The organism is Endozoicomonas sp. YOMI1, from assembly GCF_024606345.1.
Taxonomy (GTDB): Bacteria; Pseudomonadota; Gammaproteobacteria; order Pseudomonadales; family Endozoicomonadaceae; genus Endozoicomonas.
The window spans coordinates 1-21239 of sequence record NZ_JAHHPM010000023.1 but is presented as its reverse complement, the minus strand read 5'-3'; the positions used below and the strand labels follow the sequence as shown (position 1 = coordinate 21239).

17 protein-coding genes are annotated in these 21239 nt (G+C 49.0%); 11 read left to right on the top strand and 6 right to left on the bottom strand.

Going from position 1 to position 21239, the window contains the following annotated elements; genetic code table 11:
- Positions 1-282: 282 nt before the first annotated feature.
- Entirely contained in the window at positions 283-1626 is a 1344-nt protein-coding gene (locus tag KDK15_RS00920; RefSeq protein ID WP_257293483.1) for a hypothetical protein, read from the top strand.
- Between the two features lie 201 nt (positions 1627-1827).
- On the opposite strand, the gene KDK15_RS00915 is transcribed toward KDK15_RS00920, so the two are convergent.
- On the bottom strand, positions 1828-2010 hold the full coding sequence (locus KDK15_RS00915) for a hypothetical protein (RefSeq protein WP_257293482.1): 183 nt from the start codon (positions 2008-2010) through the stop codon (positions 1828-1830).
- Positions 2011-2361: 351 nt separating this feature from the next.
- Between KDK15_RS00915 and sstT the strand changes: the two genes are divergently transcribed.
- Positions 2362-3612, top strand: a complete 1251-nt coding sequence (gene sstT / locus KDK15_RS00910; RefSeq protein ID WP_257293481.1) for a serine/threonine transporter SstT — start codon at positions 2362-2364, stop codon at positions 3610-3612.
- 128 nt (positions 3613-3740) lie between these two features.
- Here the strand turns inward: sstT and KDK15_RS00905 are convergent, their stop codons facing one another.
- Entirely contained in the window at positions 3741-8339 is a 4599-nt protein-coding gene (locus KDK15_RS00905; protein ID WP_257293480.1) for a hypothetical protein, read from the bottom strand.
- A 289-nt stretch (positions 8340-8628) separates the two neighbouring features.
- Between KDK15_RS00905 and KDK15_RS00900 the strand changes: the two genes are divergently transcribed.
- Entirely contained in the window at positions 8629-9651 is a 1023-nt protein-coding gene (locus KDK15_RS00900; protein WP_257293479.1) for a quinone-dependent dihydroorotate dehydrogenase, read from the top strand.
- A 71-nt stretch (positions 9652-9722) separates the two neighbouring features.
- Here KDK15_RS00900 and rmf read toward each other — a convergent pair whose 3' ends face one another.
- Positions 9723-9956, bottom strand: coding sequence for a ribosome modulation factor (rmf, locus tag KDK15_RS00895; protein WP_373691312.1), 234 nt, complete (start codon positions 9954-9956; stop codon positions 9723-9725).
- Positions 9957-10201: 245 nt separating this feature from the next.
- Here rmf and rlmKL point away from each other — a divergent pair, with 245 nt between their 5' ends.
- Together rlmKL and KDK15_RS00885 are read left to right on the top strand one after the other, a co-directional pair.
- Positions 10202-12373 (top strand): bifunctional 23S rRNA (guanine(2069)-N(7))-methyltransferase RlmK/23S rRNA (guanine(2445)-N(2))-methyltransferase RlmL, encoded by a 2172-nt coding sequence (gene rlmKL, locus KDK15_RS00890; protein ID WP_257293478.1) that lies wholly within the window; start codon positions 10202-10204, stop codon positions 12371-12373.
- 131 nt (positions 12374-12504) lie between these two features.
- Complete coding sequence (locus KDK15_RS00885) at positions 12505-13128, top strand: phosphoadenosine phosphosulfate reductase family protein (protein ID WP_257293477.1); 624 nt, start codon at positions 12505-12507, stop codon at positions 13126-13128.
- A 4-nt stretch (positions 13129-13132) separates the two neighbouring features.
- Here the strand turns inward: KDK15_RS00885 and KDK15_RS00880 are convergent, their stop codons facing one another.
- Complete coding sequence (locus tag KDK15_RS00880) at positions 13133-13441, bottom strand: BolA family protein (protein ID WP_373691311.1); 309 nt, start codon at positions 13439-13441, stop codon at positions 13133-13135.
- Positions 13442-13587: 146 nt separating this feature from the next.
- Between KDK15_RS00880 and KDK15_RS00875 the strand changes: the two genes are divergently transcribed.
- Positions 13588-15291, top strand: a complete 1704-nt coding sequence (locus tag KDK15_RS00875) for a hypothetical protein (protein WP_257293475.1) — start codon at positions 13588-13590, stop codon at positions 15289-15291.
- A gap of 4 nt (positions 15292-15295) precedes the next feature.
- Here the strand turns inward: KDK15_RS00875 and KDK15_RS00870 are convergent, their stop codons facing one another.
- A complete protein-coding gene (locus tag KDK15_RS00870; protein WP_257293474.1) occupies positions 15296-15838 on the bottom strand; it encodes a 2Fe-2S iron-sulfur cluster-binding protein in 543 nt (180 codons plus the stop codon).
- Between the two features lie 292 nt (positions 15839-16130).
- On the opposite strand from KDK15_RS00870, the gene KDK15_RS00865 reads away from it, so the two are divergent.
- The 5 genes from KDK15_RS00865 to KDK15_RS21100 all read left to right on the top strand — a co-directional run bounded on the left by KDK15_RS00865 (position 16131) and on the right by KDK15_RS21100 (position 20833).
- Positions 16131-17651, top strand: a complete 1521-nt coding sequence (locus KDK15_RS00865) for a fumarate hydratase (RefSeq protein WP_257293473.1) — start codon at positions 16131-16133, stop codon at positions 17649-17651.
- Positions 17652-18115: 464 nt separating this feature from the next.
- Complete coding sequence (locus tag KDK15_RS00860) at positions 18116-18577, top strand: ATP-binding protein (RefSeq protein WP_257293472.1); 462 nt, start codon at positions 18116-18118, stop codon at positions 18575-18577.
- Positions 18532-18855 (top strand): AAA family ATPase, encoded by a 324-nt coding sequence (locus KDK15_RS21105; protein ID WP_373691313.1) that lies wholly within the window; start codon positions 18532-18534, stop codon positions 18853-18855. Before KDK15_RS00860 ends, KDK15_RS21105 begins: the two co-directional genes overlap by 46 nt.
- Positions 18782-19543: an AAA family ATPase gene (locus KDK15_RS00855; protein ID WP_257293471.1), complete on the top strand. Its 762-nt coding sequence runs from the start codon at positions 18782-18784 to the stop codon at positions 19541-19543. Before KDK15_RS21105 ends, KDK15_RS00855 begins: the two co-directional genes overlap by 74 nt.
- 309 nt (positions 19544-19852) lie before the next feature.
- Positions 19853-20833: a J domain-containing protein gene (locus KDK15_RS21100; protein ID WP_257293470.1), complete on the top strand. Its 981-nt coding sequence runs from the start codon at positions 19853-19855 to the stop codon at positions 20831-20833.
- Between the two features lie 194 nt (positions 20834-21027).
- Here KDK15_RS21100 and KDK15_RS00845 read toward each other — a convergent pair.
- On the bottom strand, positions 21028-21239 hold a 212-nt coding region (locus KDK15_RS00845; RefSeq protein ID WP_257293469.1), incomplete at its 5' end, for a hypothetical protein.

Sequence of the window (21239 nt, the reverse complement as noted above, 5' to 3'; positions counted from 1 at the left end):
ACAGTGGTAAGTGGCGCAGAAATAGAAAAAACTGCCATGCCATTTGGTAAAGATACCCACCAGATAATTGAACCTCGGGTTCTCAGGCGGAGGCTGGATCAGGTCATCGGAAATGGTTTGCCCGGCAATCAGGCCGTACTTGTGCACTTCATCTTCCGGCACTTCCATTACCGCTACAATGTAGTTTTTGCATGGTTTGAACAGGAAAATGACATCACAGTTTATCCCGGGTGAACTATCCTTATCGGTTTGACAATAAAAATGCCATACTGGAGTTCATTGATGTCCCTGCCAGTTGTTGAGAATGCTTCTGCGCTGCAATTTCATGCGTTCGTCCCGGATCAACAGGGTAAAGTTGGCAACGCGTTTAACTATCGTATTGTCCACCCTGTCGATGATTTGGTCATCAAACTGCTTGAAAAGAGACCTGAATGGCAAACCTACGAGCTTTTCAGGGAAGCAGGCAGAAATGACATGGATTCAAACGAGCACTGTCAGGTTACGCTGTTGACCTCCCTGAATATCAGCAGCTTTGGCAGGGGAAATACTGTCACCATTGAGCCTCAACGATATTCCTGGTTTGCCCGGGCGGGGCAGGTATCTGTCAAGGGGCCGGATGGCGAAAGCCAACCAGTGGGGACGTTAATGCTGCTCAATGACCAGAACGTTAAACTGCTCAATGAGGCTGGCAAGACCCATTGGTGGAGCCCTTCTTTCCAGTCCGCCCCGGCAATACCGGATGTAGAAAGGCTGGATGAGTCAATCCATCAATTGCTGGAGATGGTTTCCACCACCGCCCGGCAGCATCATATCTATCAATGGGGAATAAAGGGGTTGCCCGGGCTGGCTGCCGGGATTGTTTCCCCGGTGCCCGGGCAGTGGCCGCTGTTGGAAAGTCTGGCAAAGCCCTATCTGGAGCAATGTGTGTCGAAAGGCGCTGTACTCGGTGATGTCTTCCATGGTCTGATTCAGGTAGTGGATACCCTGGCCAGTCTGCACGTACGGGGAGTGGCCCACGGTGATATCCGCCTGGAAGGACTTCGGGAGGTGTCAGGCTGGCTGGGCCCGGGCCTGCCGGAGCGTTTCAGTGTGGTGGATGTGGCACCGGGACCGGACACGCTGGGCAAAAAACGGTTCATTTTTTACAACAATGCCTGGCAACCGCCAGAGCTGCGCTTTCCCGGCGTTTTTGACAACCCTGAACAACCGTTTGCCCCCTGGCAATATACCTCCGCTACCCGGGAGGGTGATATCTGGTCTTTTGGTGTCATGCTGGCGGTTATTGTTTGTGCCACTCCCGGCGGAGGGGAGTGGTTGAAAGCTAATGAAGGTTTGCAGTTATCGCTATCTGACTATATAAAAACCTGTGGATTGTATGATTGTGCAAAACTGGAGCAGGCGGTAAGCCGGACAACTGGCTTCCTGGCCAATAAAAAGAGCCTGCTGGCGTTGAATCTGCCGTCCAGGCCAATAAACATTTTGCTGGCAGAAGACGATCGGAACAAACTGGCACCGTTGATTCGTCTGATAGATCGCTGCACAGAGGCTGATCCGCAAAAGCGGCCGACGGCAGAAAATGTCAAAGAGCAGTTGAGCCAGTTGGTTATTTCAAGCCACGGGCCATGAGCAGGGCTTCTTTGCAATCCATCTCAATCTCTTTACAACAATAATGCGCTGTTGTTCAGGGAGAACTATGTACGACATTGTTGGAGATATTCACAGCAGGCTGGGGAGCTTAAGGCCCTGCTGCAAAAGATGGGATAGTAGATGCGGAACACGGTTTTAATGATTTCATCGCAGCGGCGGGTAGCACGACCAATCATCTATTCAAAAGCGTAAGGGGTGTGATCCGTGAAGTATGAGCAATGGCTGTAGCTGCGCTGGTGGTATTACCACGATGTTTTTCGTGCGCCAGACGACTTTCGGTTTCTCTTCCAGTTTGGTTTCTCCGTGACAGTCCTTGACAGGTTGCAGCTCATGGATGGTTTGCGGGACTAAGATCTGTCTCATTTCTGTGTCCTGGTGTCTGTATCGGCAGGCTATAGGATAGATGCGATTGACTTGAAAAGATGGGAAAAATTAAGTCTGAAGCTTATCCTCAGTACTGTGATACTATGTTTACGGAATCCCCACAAACCAGTAGTACTTTCATGTTCGGGAATTTAATGAAGTAGAGGTTATCATTTTTCGGTGAATGCTCCCTGCTTTACCGGGTTGTTCAGAGTCACAGCAACCCGTTGTATAGCAATAGAGGTATGCCATGAATGCAGGCTTTATGGAACCAAAGGATCTATTTGGGGTGGTTGCCAGTCCCTGCAGTTTTGACTGATAAAAACTTGAACGTAGTACAGCAGGTAAATCATGAGTCAAGCGCAATCATTTTATGACCGAATGGCAAACACCAGCCTGGTTCTCAGGATTATTATCGGTATTGCCCTGGGTGCTGGTCTGGCGGTTATTTTGCCGGATATGGCGGTGGCAATCTCTTTTCTGGGTTCCCTGTTTGTCGCGGCTTTGAAAGCGGTAGCCCCTGTTCTGGTATTTGTTCTGGTGGCTTCTTCCATTGCCAACCAGAACCAGGGGCAGCACACGAATATGCGGCCGATTGTTTTCCTCTATATTCTTGGCACCCTGGCGGCTTCTTTTGTCGCCGTATCCATGAGTTTTCTCTTTCCGGTGACCTTGACGCTGGTTACCAGCAGCGGTGGAGCCCTGCCTCCGGAAGGTATTATGGAAGTTCTCCATACACTGCTCTTCCAGATCGTACAGAACCCTGTTGAAGCACTGCTGACAGGCAACTTCATTGGTATTCTTGCCTGGGCTATCGGTCTGGGCCTGGCACTGCGTCATGGCAGTGAGTCTACGCGGGTTATGGTGCACGACCTGTCAATGGCGGTTTCTGCTATCGTGCGTTTTGTAATCCAGCTGGCTCCCATCGGTATTTTTGGGTTGGTTGCCAGTACCATTGCACAGACCGGTTTTGGGGTGCTGGCCGGTTACAGCAAGTTACTGGCGGTTCTGATCAGCAGCATGTTGATGATCGGGTTTATCGTTAACCCGTTGATCGTTTGCCTGAAGATTCGTCAGAATCCTTTTCCCCTGGTGCTGCGTTGTATCCGGGAAAGTGGTGTTACCGCCTTCTTTACCCGTAGCTCGGCAGCCAATATTCCGGTGAATATGCAGCTGTGTAAAAGCCTGGACCTCCACGAAGATACCTACTCAGTATCCATTCCCCTGGGGGCTACCATCAATATGGCGGGTGCCGCCATTACTATTACCGTAATGACGCTGGCAGCAGTTCATACACTGGGCATTTCCGTTGACCTGCCAACCGCTTTGATGCTCAGCGTTATTGCCGCTGTTTCTGCCTGTGGTGCTTCCGGTGTGGCCGGTGGTTCATTATTGCTGATTCCGCTGGCCTGTAGCCTGTTTGGTATCTCTAATGATGTTGCCATGCAGGTCGTTGCCGTAGGTTTTATCATTGGCGTGATTCAGGATTCTCTGGAAACGGCGTTGAACAGTTCTACCGATGTCGTCTTTACCGCTGCAGCATGCATAGCGGCTGAACGCAAAGCGGCTGCTCAGGCAGAAGCTCCGTCTGTGAGTGTTTAACCAAATTAATCAACGCGTCATAGTAAACTATATTGCCCGATAGCAAGAGCTGCCTGTTTGAATCAGCGGGTATCGGGCAATGGGGCATGAGCTCTATATGAGGTTAGAAAGTCTGCTCTATCCATTGTTTATTTGCCAGCAAAGGCGCTGCCTGCTTCCAGTGCTTTATAAGTGCATCCGGGGGGCGGCTGATCAGAGTCGCTGGTTCGAGCCGATGGCAGTGTATGGTCAATAGACCAGGGCAGGCTGGCTTTTTCAAGTTCTTTGATTTGCAGCTCAAGGTGAGTTTTAAATAATGGGTCTTTGCTAAAGTCGGGAATGTTGCTGGCTGAATATTTTGTTTCGCCTTTGAGGCAGTCATGTAATGCCCGCCTGGTTACCATTTTCATTCTTGCTTCCCGAATCAGTTCCTCCTTTTTTAGCTGCTGTTGTTCACACTTTTGCTGAGTCTTTGCCATTATGGCTGTTGCTGTTAGCTGGTCTGGCAAGTGCGCCATAGGTGCTTCGGTTGTCTCGCTGCAGTGAAGCAGCGCCTGATGAAATGGTTGATCGGTAGCCCTGTCTGCACCCAGTGATAAAGACTGAAGGTGTCGCATATGCAGTAGTTTCAACAGGTACTCTCCCTTGTGAAGATCAATGTGATAGTTTTCAACGGTATCCATAATCGCCCTGATGTTTTCTCCGGGACAGTCGGTACCACAGGCATGCTCTAAAAATGCATTGATTTCCTGTTCAAGGTTTATTAGCTGGTAGGGAAAGAGTGCTGCATCCAGTGGTGGAAAATACAGGCGGGCTAACTGTTGGTTGAAGTCAGCAAGGTGATCCGGATTGGCTGATAGGTGGTCCGGGTCCCTGATGGCATTTTCAACCAGTGCTTTTGCCTGCACAAAATTGAGGATGTGTTGAGCATCTCTTTGAACATCTGACTGACATTTTTCCCGGACAGTTGACTTGATACGTTGCAGCATTTCTTCTTTGTAATGCAGCTGGTGCCAATACTTGCTTAGTTCTCTTAGTATTTGGTTTTGTTGCCAGTCCTGCCATCCACTCAGCGCCTGTTCTCTGGCTTCTGACATTTTTGTCAGGGTATCTTTACTGATCTGGTGGGCTCGCTGTCTTGCCTCAATTGCCTTTGGACTGTCCTTGGCAAAGGTTCTTTTCATCTGTTCTGAAATGGTTTCAGATAACGATGTCCAGACTTCATCCAATTCGTTATAGCGTCGGGCGACAAAGCAACTGCTGCCAAAAAAGGTAATGATCCCGATACAGGCTGTTGTTAACCACGGGCTACTAAGCAGAAGAACAATTTGAAAGGTATTAACCAACACAATGGCAGCAGTGGCAAGCAGTGATGACAGGCCCAGAATGCCTGCCACCTTTTTCCGCTCTGATGCTAACTCATTGCGAGCGGCAATACTGGATGGATTGGCTTTGGCGTTGTTGATTTTCTCCTGGTATTTATCAAAGCGCATGACCAGCGGATCCAGAAGAAAACCCAAAACACTGCCAACGACACTGGTGCGTCGGCCAATATGATGGGCAAGCCTGACGGTTGTCTCGGGGGCCATGGCGGCGAGACAGTCAGATGTCAGCCCCAGGGTCAGGCTGGGCATCAAATCCCGGGCGCAGCGCAGGTTATTCAACAACCGGAAAATCGCCGGCTTCATATGGCTAAGACAGTGTCTGGCAAGATAGGTGGATAATACATTCTGTGCGACTTTTTTAGCCTTGTTGATCAGGGTATCCAGACTATTGCTTAAAAATATTTCGATTACGGGCAGCCCGGTATGAAACGCGGTAATCATGTCCCGGAGCAGTTGGAATCTTTTGATGACAGTAGCCATTTGCGGATTTTCTAACGGGTTAACATCCAGTGGCTGTGGCTGGTCACCGGAAAACAGTGAAGCCAGGGCATGACCGCGCATACAGATCTCAATGCTTTCAAGCAGGCCTGTTACCGATGTTTCCTGCCCAAGCAGGCTTTTTAGCTGAGGCATCAGGAGTGCAAAATCACCCCACATCACCCGGAAAAACTTTGGATTTTGCTGGGCTACTTTCAGCATTGTACCCAGCGTGTCGGTTATTAGGGAGTGGATTGGATTGTCAGAAGAGAACAGTGACGATATCAGTCCTTTGCCTTCTTTATAGAGAAAGCCCAGTGCATTTGACAGCCCTGATGCTTTTAATCCCTGCATCAGTTCGTCGGCTTTCTGGCAGATATTCCTGCTGGCTTGCGACCCCCAGTTAAATACATCGCCAAAGAGGGTTTTAAACTCTTGATAAGGATCATAATCGAGTAATTTTAAATACCGCTTTCGATACAGCTCGGCAATGCTGTCTTCAATGCTTTCTTCTTCCTCCCGGACAAAATTCAGGTAGCTGAGATAGTATGCATAGGAGTCAGGGTTCAGTGGTCGCAGACCCATGCTTTTTCTTGATCTTGCCAATTGCCAGAGAGCGTCAATATTCTGCTCGAAATGCTCACCGGGCAGTAAGCCGTCAGGCCCATCCTGATCGATCAGGTGAATCAGAAGCCGTTGTTCAGCATACGTCATGTCGTAGTAGCACTGCATCCACTGTAAGCAACTATCGTAGCTGTCATCCTGTTCAGAACGGCTCATCGCATCGATGAATTGTAATGTGGCCAGGTAAAAAGACTTCTCGGGGGTATTGCTGCTTTGTGACAGTATGGTGCGTATACGATCATAAGCGGGTGGCTTTAAAAAAAACCAGTGTGGAAACAGGCCTGATTGGTTTGGGGATGATTGAGTGGCCAGAAAATGGTGAATTAACCGGGCAGCAACTTTCCGCTCTATACAGGCAAGGCGGTCTGTTTCTCCTTTGAGGGGCGGCTTGTTTTTTTCAGGGTTAAGTAATCGAAGATTAAGGATATGTTGTCGTTGATTCATCAAGTCTGTCAGACTGGCTGTAGCCTGGGGCGATTCAAGCTCACGGTTAAGGCGTTTGGCGTGGAGCCAGCCAATCTCATTTTCCAGCTGTGTCGCTATTTCCGGTATAAGATTCTGCCTGGTCAGTCGACTGAGTAAAGCCTGAACACTCTCTGCGGTGTGCGCTTGCTGACCTGTGGTCAGCACCAGTTTAGCTGCCTTTATACTCTTTATGCATCGATACCGTTTTACGTTCAGGCAAACCAGATAACTCAACACTTTCATCACGATTTCAGGTTGTTCCCGGATATAGTGGTTAACTGTCGTCCTCTTGCAGGTATCTGTTGTAACAACCGGCACCCTGACCGGTGGGTGCTGCATAAGCTCGTTAAGAACGGATTGAGCGGATTTTTCCAGGTGATATTTTGCCAGACTCCACATGGCCCCCCTTAAGATAAATTCACGTTCTTTGCACTGGTGGCCAAAATTTCTCAGCCAAGTAGTGGGATTAAGGAGTTTTGGGTCTTTAAGTTGATTCCCCTCGACGTTGTCAAGGGCGGTGGCTAACTGCTTCGAAGATATTCTTCCTTTTTGCACCAGGAAGTCGGCATCCATTTTTGATTCGAGAGAGTACACATTGTATTGATGCTCAAATTTTCTCAGATTCTTCAGCATCGCGAGCTGGAACCTGACATTGTGCCGATCACTTTCAAGGTCGTTGAGGTTTTCTCTCAGGGTTGCCAGGTTGGTCGCCAGGGTGTCCCTGAACCCGGCACGGTTTTGCATACGGGATTTGTGGAGTTGTTCAAAGGTATCCATTGATGTACTGCACAGCTTTTCCAGTCGGCTTTTGAGAATCTCAACGGCGGTTTCAGGGAATAAAATAAGCAGGGCCTGCAAGATGCCGTGTGGGTAGAGAGCAATAAGCAGTTCAGGCTGGCCATCTTTCCCATCGATTGAAATGCTGCTGGGATTGCCATAGGTGTGTGGCGAGAGTTTCACAATGGGCAGTGACTGTTGGTAGATTTCCTGCAGTTCTGGTGGCGTGTGATGTTTCCTGTGGTCGGCGCTATGTTTTTTCAGGGAATGTTCTCTCTCGGAAGCGCCTGCCGTTTTATCGTCATTTTCTTCCGATTCATAGGGTGTGCTGGAACAGTCTTTTTCGGGTTGAACGCTTTTGGATTGAGCTCTGCCAACGGGTTGCCCCCTGCTATTCAGGTCACTGTCGATGGCATCGACATCAATGGGCAACTCAATGTATTGATCGTCCTCATGTTCTTCACTGAACCATGGCATATCAAGATTGATGTGTTTCAGGGCCTCTGAAGGCGTTGGTAAGACGGCATTGGCCAGTTTCTTGATGCCTGACAGAATATACTGCGCCGTAGATTGCCAGTAGGCGCTTTCTGCTTCTAATGGCTCTTTGTCACTATCTTGTTCACCGACGGTCAATGCAACTTGTGCAGTGGGTGCATCCGTCGTGTTTTCATCGACTGAGCTGTTCCGGGGACTGATACTTTCAGTCTCTGAATGCCAGCTGTCCAGTGTACTAGTGCTGTCGCCAGAACTGGTATCAGTATCTGTTGTTGCCGGTTTTCCTGCCTCCTTCTTTTTTAACGACGATGTTTCTCTGTCTGAAGACTCCAGATCGTTACGGGTTGAGTCGGAACAATCGCTGGTCTTACCGAGCTGGACGGGTCGTGTTTGACGATGGTGAATAGGGGTGTTGTTGGAGCCCGGGCATTCACTGATATTTGCCGTTTTAAGATGCTGCCGGGGTGAGTCTGTGTTAGCGGGGGTGTTTAGGGGGAAATACGACGATGCACGTACCGACTGCATTATTTAGCCCTGAACGTTGTAAAAACTTTAACTAACTGTTCAGACCCGATGGGGAGATGATGGTTTCATCTGCTTGTTGTAAATGTTTTGGCAGTTTTTCCTTTGTTATTGGGTTTTTTATTGAGTGCTTAGCTGTTTAGACAGAGATAATCCTTTGCTTCCGGTTTCATCCATTCTTGTTTTCTTTGTCGCACGATCAACTCTTATGAAGAGCCTCCTGGAGACAAAAGGGATGGGAGGGCGTATAATCCTTCGAATTTTGTCTGGCGCATACTGACCGATCACTCCTATGTATAAATTGACACGAAGTGCCCTGTTTTGCCTCTCTGCTGAAACTGCCCATGATTTCGCAATGGAAATGATCGGCGCGGGAGAGCGTCTTGGTCTTACCCGGCTGATAGCACCTGCAGTCCCTGCCAAACCAACGGAAGTGATGGGATTGACCTTTAACAATCCGGTTGGGTTGGCTGCAGGTCTGGATAAAAATGGCGAGTGTATTGATGGCCTGGGCAGTCTTGGGTTTGGCTTTCTTGAGCTGGGAACCGTGACACCGGTTGGCCAGCCCGGAAACCCAAAACCAAGAATGTTCCGTATCCCTGAGAGAGAAGCTTTAATCAACCGCATGGGATTCAATAATCTGGGTGTTGACCAGCTGGTCGCAAACGTTCAAAAAAGCCGCTACCAAGGCGTTATCGGGATTAATATTGGCAAGAACCTGACCACGGCTGTTGAAGATGCCAACCGGGACTATCTCACCTGTCTGCGTAAAGTATACCCTCATGCCGGTTATGTTGCCGTTAACCTGTCTTCTCCCAATACACCGGGGTTAAGAAAACTGCAGTATGGTGATGCCTTGAAAAGCCTGCTTTCAGTGCTGAAGGAAGAGCAGGTGTCACTGGCTAAAGTGCATGGTCGCCGGGTTCCTCTGGCCATCAAAATTGCCCCTGATATGACCGACGATGAAATAGCCGCGGTTGCTGCCGAGTTGGTGTCGTATGAACTGGATGGTGTTATTGCCACTAATACGACACTGGATAGAGATAAGGTCAGTGGGTTTGCGACAGCCGAGGAAGCGGGAGGACTCAGTGGAGCACCGTTGAGTGATAAGTCTACGGCAGTGATTCGACTGCTCGCCAGCGAGCTTTCAGGTAAACTTCCGATTATTGGTGTTGGTGGTGTTATGGATGCACAGACGGCAGCTGATAAGATCCGGGCGGGAGCCAGCCTGGTTCAGATATATTCGGGCTTTATTTATAAGGGGCCGGAGTTGATTCGAGAGGCTGCTGAAGCCGTCTACTCTGTTGATGCATAAAAAAGCGCGTTTATCTTCAAGAAAAACGGGTGATTTCTGAAAGCCCCGGAAGGGGCTTTTTAACAGCGCAATCAGGGCTGGCCGGCCGAATAGGAGTGAGAGAAGTTATACATTCGGTGTAACCCCGAAATTCCCGTCTTTCCTTCCCAGTGATCAACGCGACCTTCTCGCCAGCCACTTAACCACGACTGGCGCAAATCTGTCTCCTGATGGGGGCAGATATCCCTGGAGCGGCCAGACAGGCCCACTTGGTATCCTTTATTAAAGGCTCTATCTGATTTATCCCTTTTGAGTCTTTTCAACATGGTAACTGCCTCTTGCTGATTTGGTTCTTGACGGCCTCCCTGGCGCCTCGGGTTTGGTTCAGAATTACCATACAGCTGACTGCCCCCCAAAAAACAGTATGGGTAAAGAGTCAACTGAAGAAGGTATTCACCCAAGGAAAGTCTACGTTTTAAGTTTTATCCAAATCTGACACTTTTGTTGAGAAAACATTGAGAATTTTTAGTTAATAAAAGCTGTTTTTTAGCTTTTTCAGGAATATGACGTTATGAGTACAACGATGCTGACTCTATTTGCCAGTTGTCCCAGGGGAGTAGAATCCATGCTGGCAGAAGAGCTGAAGGAACTGGGGGCCAGTGAAGTGGCAGAGACCGTTGCCGGAGTCAGCTTTGCCGGTCACCTTGAGCTGGCCTACAAGGCTTGCCTGTGGTCTCGTCTGGCCAGTCGAATTCTGCTGCGCATTGGCGAAGTGGACGCTGCCGATAAGCAGGCGCTGTATCGAGGTGTCCAGACTTTTGACTGGGATGAGCATCTGGATCAGGGGGCCAGTTTTCGGATTGATTTCAATGGTTCGACACCGGATATCACCCATACCCGCTTTGGCTCCCAGTTGGTAAAAGATGCGATTGTTGATCAGCTGCGTGATCGTTATGGCTGGCGCCCATCTGTCGATAACCGCAAGCCGGATCTGCGGGTCAATGTGCATGCCAGAAGCGGCAGGGCATTTATTGCCATTGACCTGTCAGGCCAGAGCCTGCATGAGCGCGGTTATCGCCTGGAAGCCGGTGAAGCACCCTTGAAAGAAAACCTGGCTGCAGCGATTTTGTATCGGGCCCGCTGGCCTGAACTGGCGAAACAGGGCAGCACACTGCTGGATCCTATGTGCGGTTCGGGAACCTTTCTGATTGAAGGTGCCATGATGGCGGCTGATATAGCGCCCGGATTACTGCGGGCACGCTTTGGCTTTGATAAGTGGATGGGGCATATTCCCAAAATCTGGTTGACGGTACTTGAGGAAGCTCGTGCCCGTCGCACGGCTGGCCTGGCTGCGATAAAGACGACTATTGTTGGTTATGAGGGTCTGCCAAAAATTGTCGGGAGAGCCAGGGCAAATATCCAGCGTGCCGGGTTGGGTAAACTGATTACCGTCAGACAACAGGAGCTGGCCAGCCTGAAGGTTGACCCGGACATCCAACCGGGACTGGTGATAGCTAATCCACCCTATGGTGAGCGTATGGGCGATGAGGCCAGCCTGGTTTATCTCTACAAACACCTTGGCGAAAAAATCAAACAGCAGACGCCGGGTTGGCAGGCGGCTATCTTTACCTCTTCACAGCCGCTGGTCAGAAGTCTGGGTATGGGGCCGAAGAAAAGCTATACCCTGTTTAATGGTGCACTTTCCTGCAAGCTGTTTCTCTATGATGTGCGTGAACGACAGGCCGACCAGCCCGCTTCCGGGCAGAGCCTTCAGCACAGTGCGGCTAATACCTTATTCAAGGCCAGCACAGCCGGTGGTGAAATGTTTGCCAATCGCTTGAAGAAGAATCTGAAGCAGTTGGGTAAGTGGGCCAGAAAAGAGAATGTCGACTGCTATCGTCTTTATGATGCTGATATGCCGGAGTATGCCGTTGCCGTGGATCTCTACAGGGACTGGGTTCATGTGCAGGAATACGCGGCACCCAAAAGCATTGATGAGACTAAGGCCCATCAGCGTCTGCTGGAAGCGCTGGAAGTGATTCCCGGCGTACTGGGTATTCCGGACAATCAGGTGGTATTCAAGCGTCGTGAGCGTCAGTCTGGCAAGCGGCAGTACGAAAAGCTTGAGCAGTCCGGTGATATGCTTGAGGTAAAAGAAGGGGAGTGTCGTTTACTGGTGAACTTAAGGGACTATCTGGATACCGGACTGTTTCTGGATCACCGTAAAATGCGCCTGTGCATTGCCCGAGAAGCCGCTGGCAAAGATTTCCTGAACCTGTTCTGCTACACCGGAACGGCAACCGTTCATGCCGCCGTGGCTGGTGCGGCCAGTACCACCAGTGTTGATCTGTCGCATACCTACCTTGGCTGGGCCAGGAAAAATCTGGCGCTCAATGGTCTGGTGGATCGTAAACACCGGCTGGAGCAGGCAGACTGCCTGCAGTGGCTGAAACAGGATACACGAAACTATGATCTGATCTTTATGGATCCCCCCACCTTCTCAAACTCCAGGCGGATGCGCGGGGTATTTGATGTGCAGGAAGCCCATGTTGAGTTGATCGAGCGGGCGATGGCCAGGCTGAAACCCGGTGGGGTGCTCTACTTCTCCAACAACTTCCGACGATTCCAGCTGGCCAAAGAACTGGAGCAGAAGTTCAGTGTTGAGGAGATCACCGCTACTACCATAGACCGGGATTTCCAGCGGAGGCAGGGTATTCATCGTTGCTGGTGTATTCAGCGCTGAGCGCTGAAGATAGCGTCAACAGCGCCTGATCATTTAATTCAGTAATATTTATAGTCCATATTAGTCTTTGTGGTTATAAACCCTCACTCTTATAGTGCATGCTGTTAAGTTATGGATTGATGGGGAAAATAATGAATCTGGAGATGATCAATCAGGATCTGTCGACTCTGAGCCCGCAGGCTATTATCCAGTGGGCTGTCCAGCGCGCTGAAAAACCTGTGCTGACCACGAACTTCGGGCCCCATGAAGCGGCCATTATCCATATGGCCACCCAGGCCAGGCCCGATATCCCGGTGGTCTGGATCGATTCGGGCTATGGTACTGAAGCGACTTACCGCTTTGCTGACCAGCTGATTCAGCGTTTGCAGCTCAATATCCAGATCTTTCACCCGCAATACAGCCGTGGTTTTCGTGATGCGATTTACGGTGGTGTACCGGAGGTTGACACCCCGGAACATGATGAGTTTACCCGTCAGGTAAAACTGGAGCCTTTTGCCCGTGCCATGCAAGCATCAGCACCGGATTACTGGCTGACCGCCATCCGTAAGGATCAGACTGAATTCCGGCAGAAGCTTGATGTGGTCAGTCTGACCAACAATGGCTATTACCGGGTGGCGCCGCTTCTTAACTGGACCGAACTCGATGTTGAAGAGTACCTGGTCACCCACGATCTGCCCATCGAAGAAGATTACTACGACCCGACAAAAGTATACGGACACCGGGAGTGTGGTCTGCACACTTCAGTGGCGGGTTAGTGCTTTACTTTTTACTGCCGCCACGGCAATCCGGCGATGCCGGGGCGGTCTGGTTTCTTGCCTGCCACTCGGCGGGTGTGTATGTGTGTAGCGCCAGCGCATGAATCTGCTCTCGCAGTTCGTCGGCCAACAGTCCGTAAATTATCTGGTGCCGCTTGACCGGCATTTTCCCTTGAAATGCTTCACTGACAATCACTACCTTAAAGTGTGACTCTGATCCCGGTGGCGTGTTGTGCAGATGGCTCTCATTGGTTACATCGATTAAGTCATTCTGTAAGGACTCATTCAGCCTATCGATGATATTTTCTTTCATTCCCATACATCACCTCTTCAGTCCCGGCCCGAACGACAAGGAGTTTGTCTTGGCTGGCAATCTCTTTCTGGCACATTATAAGTAGCTAACCCTGTGAAATCATATATTTCTAATGCCTTGGCCGGGCTTATGGATGATTTTTTTTCATGGTCTATGCTCATACCACCTTATTTGCAGAAGCCTTCTGCTCAGGTGTGCTCAGGCTATACGGCGAAGTTCTCCTTTTACGTGATATTTTTAAAGGTTCAGGTCTTATGGTAAATCCGGATAAAGGTTTTGATGGCAGGACAGTGAAGTCAGCCATAACCGTTCTGTCTGCCGCAGTGATTATTGCGGCCTCTTCAACCATCGCCCATGCGAAAAAGACAGAAGCCTCCGATAAGGACAACGACAATAGTATGCCTCTCTATGCGGTGCTGGCTGATGGAGAGTCCGGGGGCAAGTACAAACAAAAAAGAAGGGTGAATAGCAATCCACAGAACCTCAGTGTGTCCAGGGATTTTAAATTCTATAACCAGGTTGCATCCCTTGACCTTACCGACCCGGTGCAGGCAGAAACCCTTCTGAAGTTTATGGATATCCGGTTGGCAGAGAAGGAGCTGAATGAAGAGGTGGTACTGGTCAGTGACAATGACTCGGAAACCAAAGCGCCGGAAATGACGGTTCCAATTGCTCCGGATAAGCAGGCAATAGTCAACGCAGAACAGGCAGAGCAGCAAAGAGCATTAAAGCCTGAGGTGGCGAATGAGACCGCCGTTGTTCGTCAAATGCCTGCCAGTACAACCATTACCAAAGACTCAAAAGATCAGGAGCCAGCAAAAATTACCAAACCCGAAAAGCTTGATAGGAAGAGAGAACCACAGGGGCCACGTTTAGGGAGTTTACAGAAAGAAAATGACAAGGTTGGTGAAGAAAAATCAGAACTGGGTAAAGATAAGGAGCGGGCAAGAATAGCCCGGGTCAGAGAGTCCCGTCAGTCACGGGAGCAGGCAAAGCAGAAAGCGGAAGAGCCGAGATTGGTAGAAGAGCGGCGCAAAGCAGAAGGGAAAGCCAAAGCAGGAGCAGCAAAGGTTGAAAAGGCAGAAAGAGGGAGAGTTGAAGCCTTTGAAGCCTTAGCTGAACAGAAAAAACGTAAGGAAGAAGGACGGGAGCGCTTCCGTCCGAAGAGAGAAAAAGAACATCTGCTTGCCGAAAAGAAAAAGGAAGAAACTGCCCGGTTAGCGAAGCAGGAAACAGAAAAAGCAGAGCCGCCCAAACCGGCTACCATCAATATTCTACCCAGCCGCCCCGTTGCGTATCAGATTGCAGCAGAACAGGATCCCGGCATCATCAACTTTGATCAGGCCATTACCCGCCGCTTCAGGGTGGCGGGCTCATATCTGGATAAAGGTGAGCACGGCAATAATATCGTCAAGGATCATCGTGGTCGGGAGTTTATGAATGTCATGGCCTTCTGGGATGTACTGGTGGAGCACCGGGAAAACGGTGAGAATTACTACTACGGCAGTATTCAGTTCCCCCTGGGCAGTCGCCATCCAGCCATTATTAAAAGTACGGTACCCGGTGATGAAATCATGCTGGGATGTAAGGCTGGTGAAATCATGGTGTTTAAGGGCTTCGAGACTGAAGGTATTGATTATACCCATGGGCTGGTGGATGCCTATCTTGCCCACTCCATGGTTATGCCAGATGGAACGATCGCTTTTCAGGAGGTGGTACGTCAGCCTTCCTTTAGCTTGGTTAATGTAGAAACCGGCTGTATGCCCCGCGATTTATTTTCCAGGAGTCATGTGGATCCGGAAAGGATGGGGCATGACAAAACCCTCCATGCTTTACCGGTCAGAGAGTAAATGCTTAGCCATCCTTGATCACCATCAGACGGTCGCCTGCTCTTGCCTCGGAATGAATCCAGGCACTGAATGGGCTGCCACCTGCGGAGCGAACAATAATGCACTCCAGTGTTTGTAAATCGCTGTTGACACCGGTAACCGGATAAGTAGCTTCAAAGCCTTCGTTGGATACCAGGGTAATATGTTCGCCAATAGCAACTTCGAAGGGCAGGCGGGTAGATAACTTGATGATGACTTCCGTTGAGCTGAGTGATTCCAGCTCGGTAAGAATACCGGGTACTTCATCCCGGGTAGGCAGTGCCAGGCTTAAATCACCAGTTACCTTAGTCTGACAGGCGAGAATATAGCCTTTTTTGATTTGCTCTGCGGTCAGTAAAGACTGGGCTTTTGCAGGTGCACACCCTGCCGTCACCCGAAGCAGGCAGGAGTGACAGACGCCAGCCCGGCAGGAATAGGGTACCCTGGCATGCTGGCGCAGTAATCCATCCAGAAGGTTCTCGTTCTCACCAATCGGGTAACTGTTGCCCTGAAACTGAACCTTCGGCACGGAAAAACCCCTGACATTTTGCACAGTGAATTTGGTATGCAAGTTTACAACCTGCGATCGATAATACCAGTAATATAGAGTTCTGTTCTTTTTGAGACAACTTTACCCCTAATGCGGTGAATCAATGTTATTAGCTTTTGGCATTGGTATAATCCCTGTCCAATAATAAGATAGGGTTTGCCTGCCGTTAATGATTGTGCAAATGGGCATAACGCTCTCAGCTTATTGCACAGGTTCAAATCGGCAAGGTCGGATTGCGAAATAAAATCGTAGAACAAGGGGTGAAAAACCAATGAGTGTTGTGATTCGGGAAGATGATTTAATTCTGAGTGTGGCGGACGCACTGCAGTTTATTTCCTACTATCATCCCATTGATTTTATTGATGCGGTTTATCAAGCCTACCAGAAAGAAGAGTCCAGGGCGGCGAAAGATGCCATGGCCCAGATTCTGGTTAACTCCAGAATGTGCGCGATGGGCAAGCGGCCTATCTGCCAGGATACCGGTATCGTTATTGTTTTTGTCCGAGTGGGTATGAACGTACGTTTTGATACTGACCGCTCCATTGAAGACCTGATCAACGAAGGTGTTCGCCGGGCCTATACCCATCCGGACAACGTACTCCGTGCTTCGATCCTGGCCGATCCTGCCGGTGCCCGCAAAAACACCAGAGACAACACGCCAGCGGTTATCCATACGACTCTGGTACCGGGAGACACCGTTGAGGTGGAACTGGCTGCCAAAGGTGGTGGCTCTGAAAACAAATCCAAAATGGTCATGCTCAACCCATCCGACAGCATTGTTGAGTGGGTGAAAAAAACCGTACCGACCATGGGTGCCGGCTGGTGTCCTCCGGGCATGTTGGGCATTGGTATTGGTGGCACCGCTGAGAAAGCCATGCTGATGGCCAAAGAAGCCTTGATGGAACCCATCGACATTCATGAACTCCGTGCCCGTGGTCCACAGAACCGGGTGGAAGAACTGCGGCTGGAGATTATGGATGAAGTGAACAAACTGGGCATTGGCGCCCAGGGCCTGGGTGGTCTGACCACCGTACTGGATATCAAGATCAAGGATTACCCAACCCACGCCGCTTCTCTGCCTGTGGCCATGATCCCCAACTGCGCGGCCACCCGCCATGCCCACTTTACCTTGAACGGCAATGGTCCGGTATATCAGAAAGCACCGAATATTGATGCCTATCCGCAAGTCAGCCTGGATATGGGCGAAGGGGTGCGCAAGGTCAATGTAGACAACCTGAGCCATGATGACATCAAAAGCTGGCAGCCGGGTGATACGGTGCTGCTGTCTGGCAAGATTCTCACCGGTCGGGATGCCGCCCATAAACGCATGGTGGATATGATCTCCAAAGGAGAAGAACTGCCGGTTGACCTGAAAGGGCGCTTTATCTATTACGTAGGCCCCGTTGACCCTGTGCGTGATGAAGCCGTTGGCCCGGCTGGACCAACCACCTCAACCCGTATGGACAAGTTTACCCGCACCATGCTGGAGAGCACTGGTCTTGCCGGTATGATCGGTAAGGCAGAGCGCGGCCCGGCAGCCATTGAAGCTATCAGGGATAATGAGTCCGTTTACCTGATCGCCGTCGGTGGTGCCGCTTACTTGGTCTCCCAGGCGGTGAAAAAAGCTGAAGTACTGGCCTTCCCTGAACTGGGAATGGAAGCGATTTACGAATTTGAAGTGGAAGATATGCCGGTGACCGTAGCCGTAGACTGCCGTGGCGAATCGGTACACAACACTGGTCCGCAGATCTGGAAAAAGAAAATCGAGGAGCAGGTGCTGGATATTAAATAAACCAGGCTGTCACCCGCCATACACAGAGCAGAGGGGCGAGCCACTCTAAAGTCAGTGGCCGCCTATACTAATCGAGCTTTTTGATTCCCGTGATTGAGCATAAATATTGGAGCCTCAAGACAAGGCAGGGTAACACGGGGCACCCAAAGAAGAGGGGGCTTAAAACAGTGTTGAGTAATCTTTGATTATCTTGGTTAATCTGCTTTTTTTATTGCTTTATTCAGCGGTTATTACTACCTTGATTCAGTCACTAACAAAAATCAAGTAGGTGACAATAAAAATACTAGGTTTTCTCGTCGGGGTACGTTGCAGCTCGACGATAATCCCTACACAAGAGTGGTGTAGATAAACCCATGTAGTTCTGATTTTCTCAGGTTTTTAGCAACGGTATGTTTATCCTCTTCCTGACACCATAAATGGAATTTAATTTAAGTCCAATTATGCATTAATAATGGGTGCAATTAATGATTAATACTTCTGTCAATCAAAATCCTACGCCACCATTTGGTACGGCAGCTGAACCTGTTTCTGTTAATGAAGAGAATTCTATAAAACACATATCCAAGCCAAATACTCAATCAGGAAAGGAAGTAACGATAGTTTCTGAAGTTAATCCCAATGTTGGCAAACACCAGGTTCAACATGAAGATGTTTTTGGGGTTGATTTAATTCAGCGAATGTGTGATAGGGTAGGTGGTTTGAAACAAGCTGCCTGGGAGGTTTATGAAAAGGTTATTTATCCATATCAGCTGTTAATGCAAGGAGTTCCTGTTACACCTCAAAAGGGAATTATACTCTATGGACCTCCTGGCACTGGAAAATCTTTACTGGCTTCTCGCATTGTGCAAGCAATGGGAGTTAAGGAGATAATACCAGGTTTATTAAATCTGCAGAAGTTCTTGCCAACAACCCCGAGCCGAGCGTAGCTAATCTAAAAAAGATTTTCAAGCCAGCAGAGGACGCTCAAAAATCAGGTGATGGTGTATCAGAGATTTTCACGTTCTGTTTTGATGAAATTGATGCGATGTTAATGCCAGAAAAAGAGTGGGATCTTCCTTCAAAGTCTCAGGAAGCAATCCGGCTTGAGCTACAAAGTATGTTAAGTGGTCCTCAGAGTTATAATAATATCATTGTTATTGGTACAACTAATTTGGAACCTTCCCGGTTTCCTGCAGGAGCAGAAAATCATTTATCCAGCTCTTAAAGCAATCAACCGAGTAACGGGTGCTACTGGACGATATGGAGTCATCGTTGTTAAGGGGGACTCACAAACAGGAAAAACAGCAATATGTCGCCAATTGGTTGAAAGAGCAACAGGGTTTGATAATTTCCAGGTAATTACGGAGGTAAAAAGCGACCTGTCAATCGCTAATATGGCCAGAGCCACCATAGATGCCCTTGAAAACGCAAATAATTACAGAAACTCCCTGATTGTAATTGATGATTTTGATAGCCTGCTGCTTGATAAAAATCCTTGTTGGAGTCCTGATAAAGTATTTAGACTCTGGAGGCGTCTTACCGGTAAAAGTGAAGGGAAAAACATAGCTTTACTAGTTACTACATGCATGGATCTGAATGAGCTTGTGAAGATTTCAACTTTAAAGGAAATTAGAGAATATATTCATTTGCCAGATAAGTTAACTCAGAATGAAATTAACGAACTTATGACGGCCTGGGATGTAGATCAGCAGGCAAAAAAAGATATAAGTCGTATTTTCGCTGAAGGGTGCCCAGTGAAAGAATTTCATAATTTGTTTGAACATTACAAAAATGACCCTCTGGAAGAGGGTGGCTCGGTAACTTGGGATATCGAGGGTATGAAAAGGGATTTTCAGCGAGGCAGGGTGATCTCAGAGCAAAAAAGCATGAGTGCTTTCGGAATTTACTCCTGAAACAAAGATGTCTACAACTTTTTGATTTGTATTGAGAGTGGCAAAGGACAAGCGAGAGCGGGAGCAAGTTTATGAAATATCCGGGTCAGTAAGGGTCTATTTTGTTTAGTCGATAAATTGTGCGGGTGAGTTTTTATTGCCTCCTCTCTATGATATGTGGCAGTCGGGGTCAAGGATTTATCGGGAATTGCTGCTGTGCGGCATGTGCACCTGCCCGTGGCGGCAGCCTACCGTGAGGCTGTCTGAATTAAAACTACCCACCGTTGCTCCGATAACCAGACTATTATTATCGGGAAAAGGAGTCGATGGATGGATGACATAGGTGGCATGGGTGCTGGCATGGATGGCATCAACTGGCTAGCCGCTACTACTTTTATAGAAGATAGTTCCAGCAACCCTCAGGTAGCATCCAAACCTAAGTTCGGACGAATAGTCAGTGCAGCTGAGCCGGTCATCTATATTGCTATTCCCTTACAAGGATATGGCTTGAATTCAGGTGGTTACAAAAAACTAACTCACTACGTGATCAGCGAGCCACTCAATACACCGTTGTTTTTGCGGCAGCAGTGGTTTGTCTGGGCTAACAATCAATTTCAGTGCAAAGGTTATGCCCCCTCTGTTGCCAAAGTCATGGCAGAAAGGGTGTTAACCCAGTGCGGCTCTGATTATCGCTCGGTGAAAATCATGGTAAACACCACGCCATTGAGTCCACAGTCTGCTTTTCGAGGACTGCAGCAGCAAAATTATCAATGGGCAATGGGGCAATTCACTGCCAAAGGCTATCGTCCCGACCGGGCCCATCAAGCCATTGTTAATGCACTGAACACTGCTGGCTCAAACCTTACCGGGTTTCAGCAGTGGGTTTCTGACGCTCCTTATGCTCAAAGTAACAAAAATGCCAACACGCTACGCCCCTGGATGATTCAACAAATTGAGAAAAAAGGCTTTTCCCCGGAGGAAGCGCAGGCAGTAGCGGATGACTTGATCAAAAAGTCCGGTGGTAACGTAGATCATCTGCACCAGTCGGTCGGGAAAATTCGCCCAAGAGGTGTCCCGCACAAACTCACTGCAGAGCAGATGAAGCAGAGGAATCAACAGTCACTCAAAGCATTGGGGTTGTCAGAAGGTGCCAGCCTGACTGATGTAAAAAAAGCCTACCGATTATTGGCACTCAGGCACCATCCTGATAGAAACCCTGAGAACGAAGAGAGTAAAGAGATTTTTCAAACAATCACTGAAGCGAACAGGCACCTGACGGAAGATTCAGATTTGTTCAAAAGTCAACGTTAGCCAAGATGGCTTTAACCCTGTATTACTCTACTGTACCTGAAATGATGGTGAATAAAGATGTGGCAACAGCGAATAGTGAAACAGGCAAGTCAGGAGGCTGCGGAATTAACAGTGCCCAATGGGCAACAGCTCCTGTGGTGCCTGCATCCATGCAGTCGCGGGAAAAAGCCGGATTTGGCCATTTTATTCACACATTAATCCGGATTAATGTAAGTCGATTCCCATAAACTGAAAGCTTGCTCGTCTCGCTTCAAGATTTTGATATGTTGATCCCCCATCCTTTGAAAGATCTCAGCCGGGTGAGCTTGAAGATAGTGTGCTTCATGCATCGCCTTTTCCCACTCAGGCTGGTCTAAACGGGCACCCATATCAAACAGGTCGTTAGCATAGTCAATAACGCAACCAT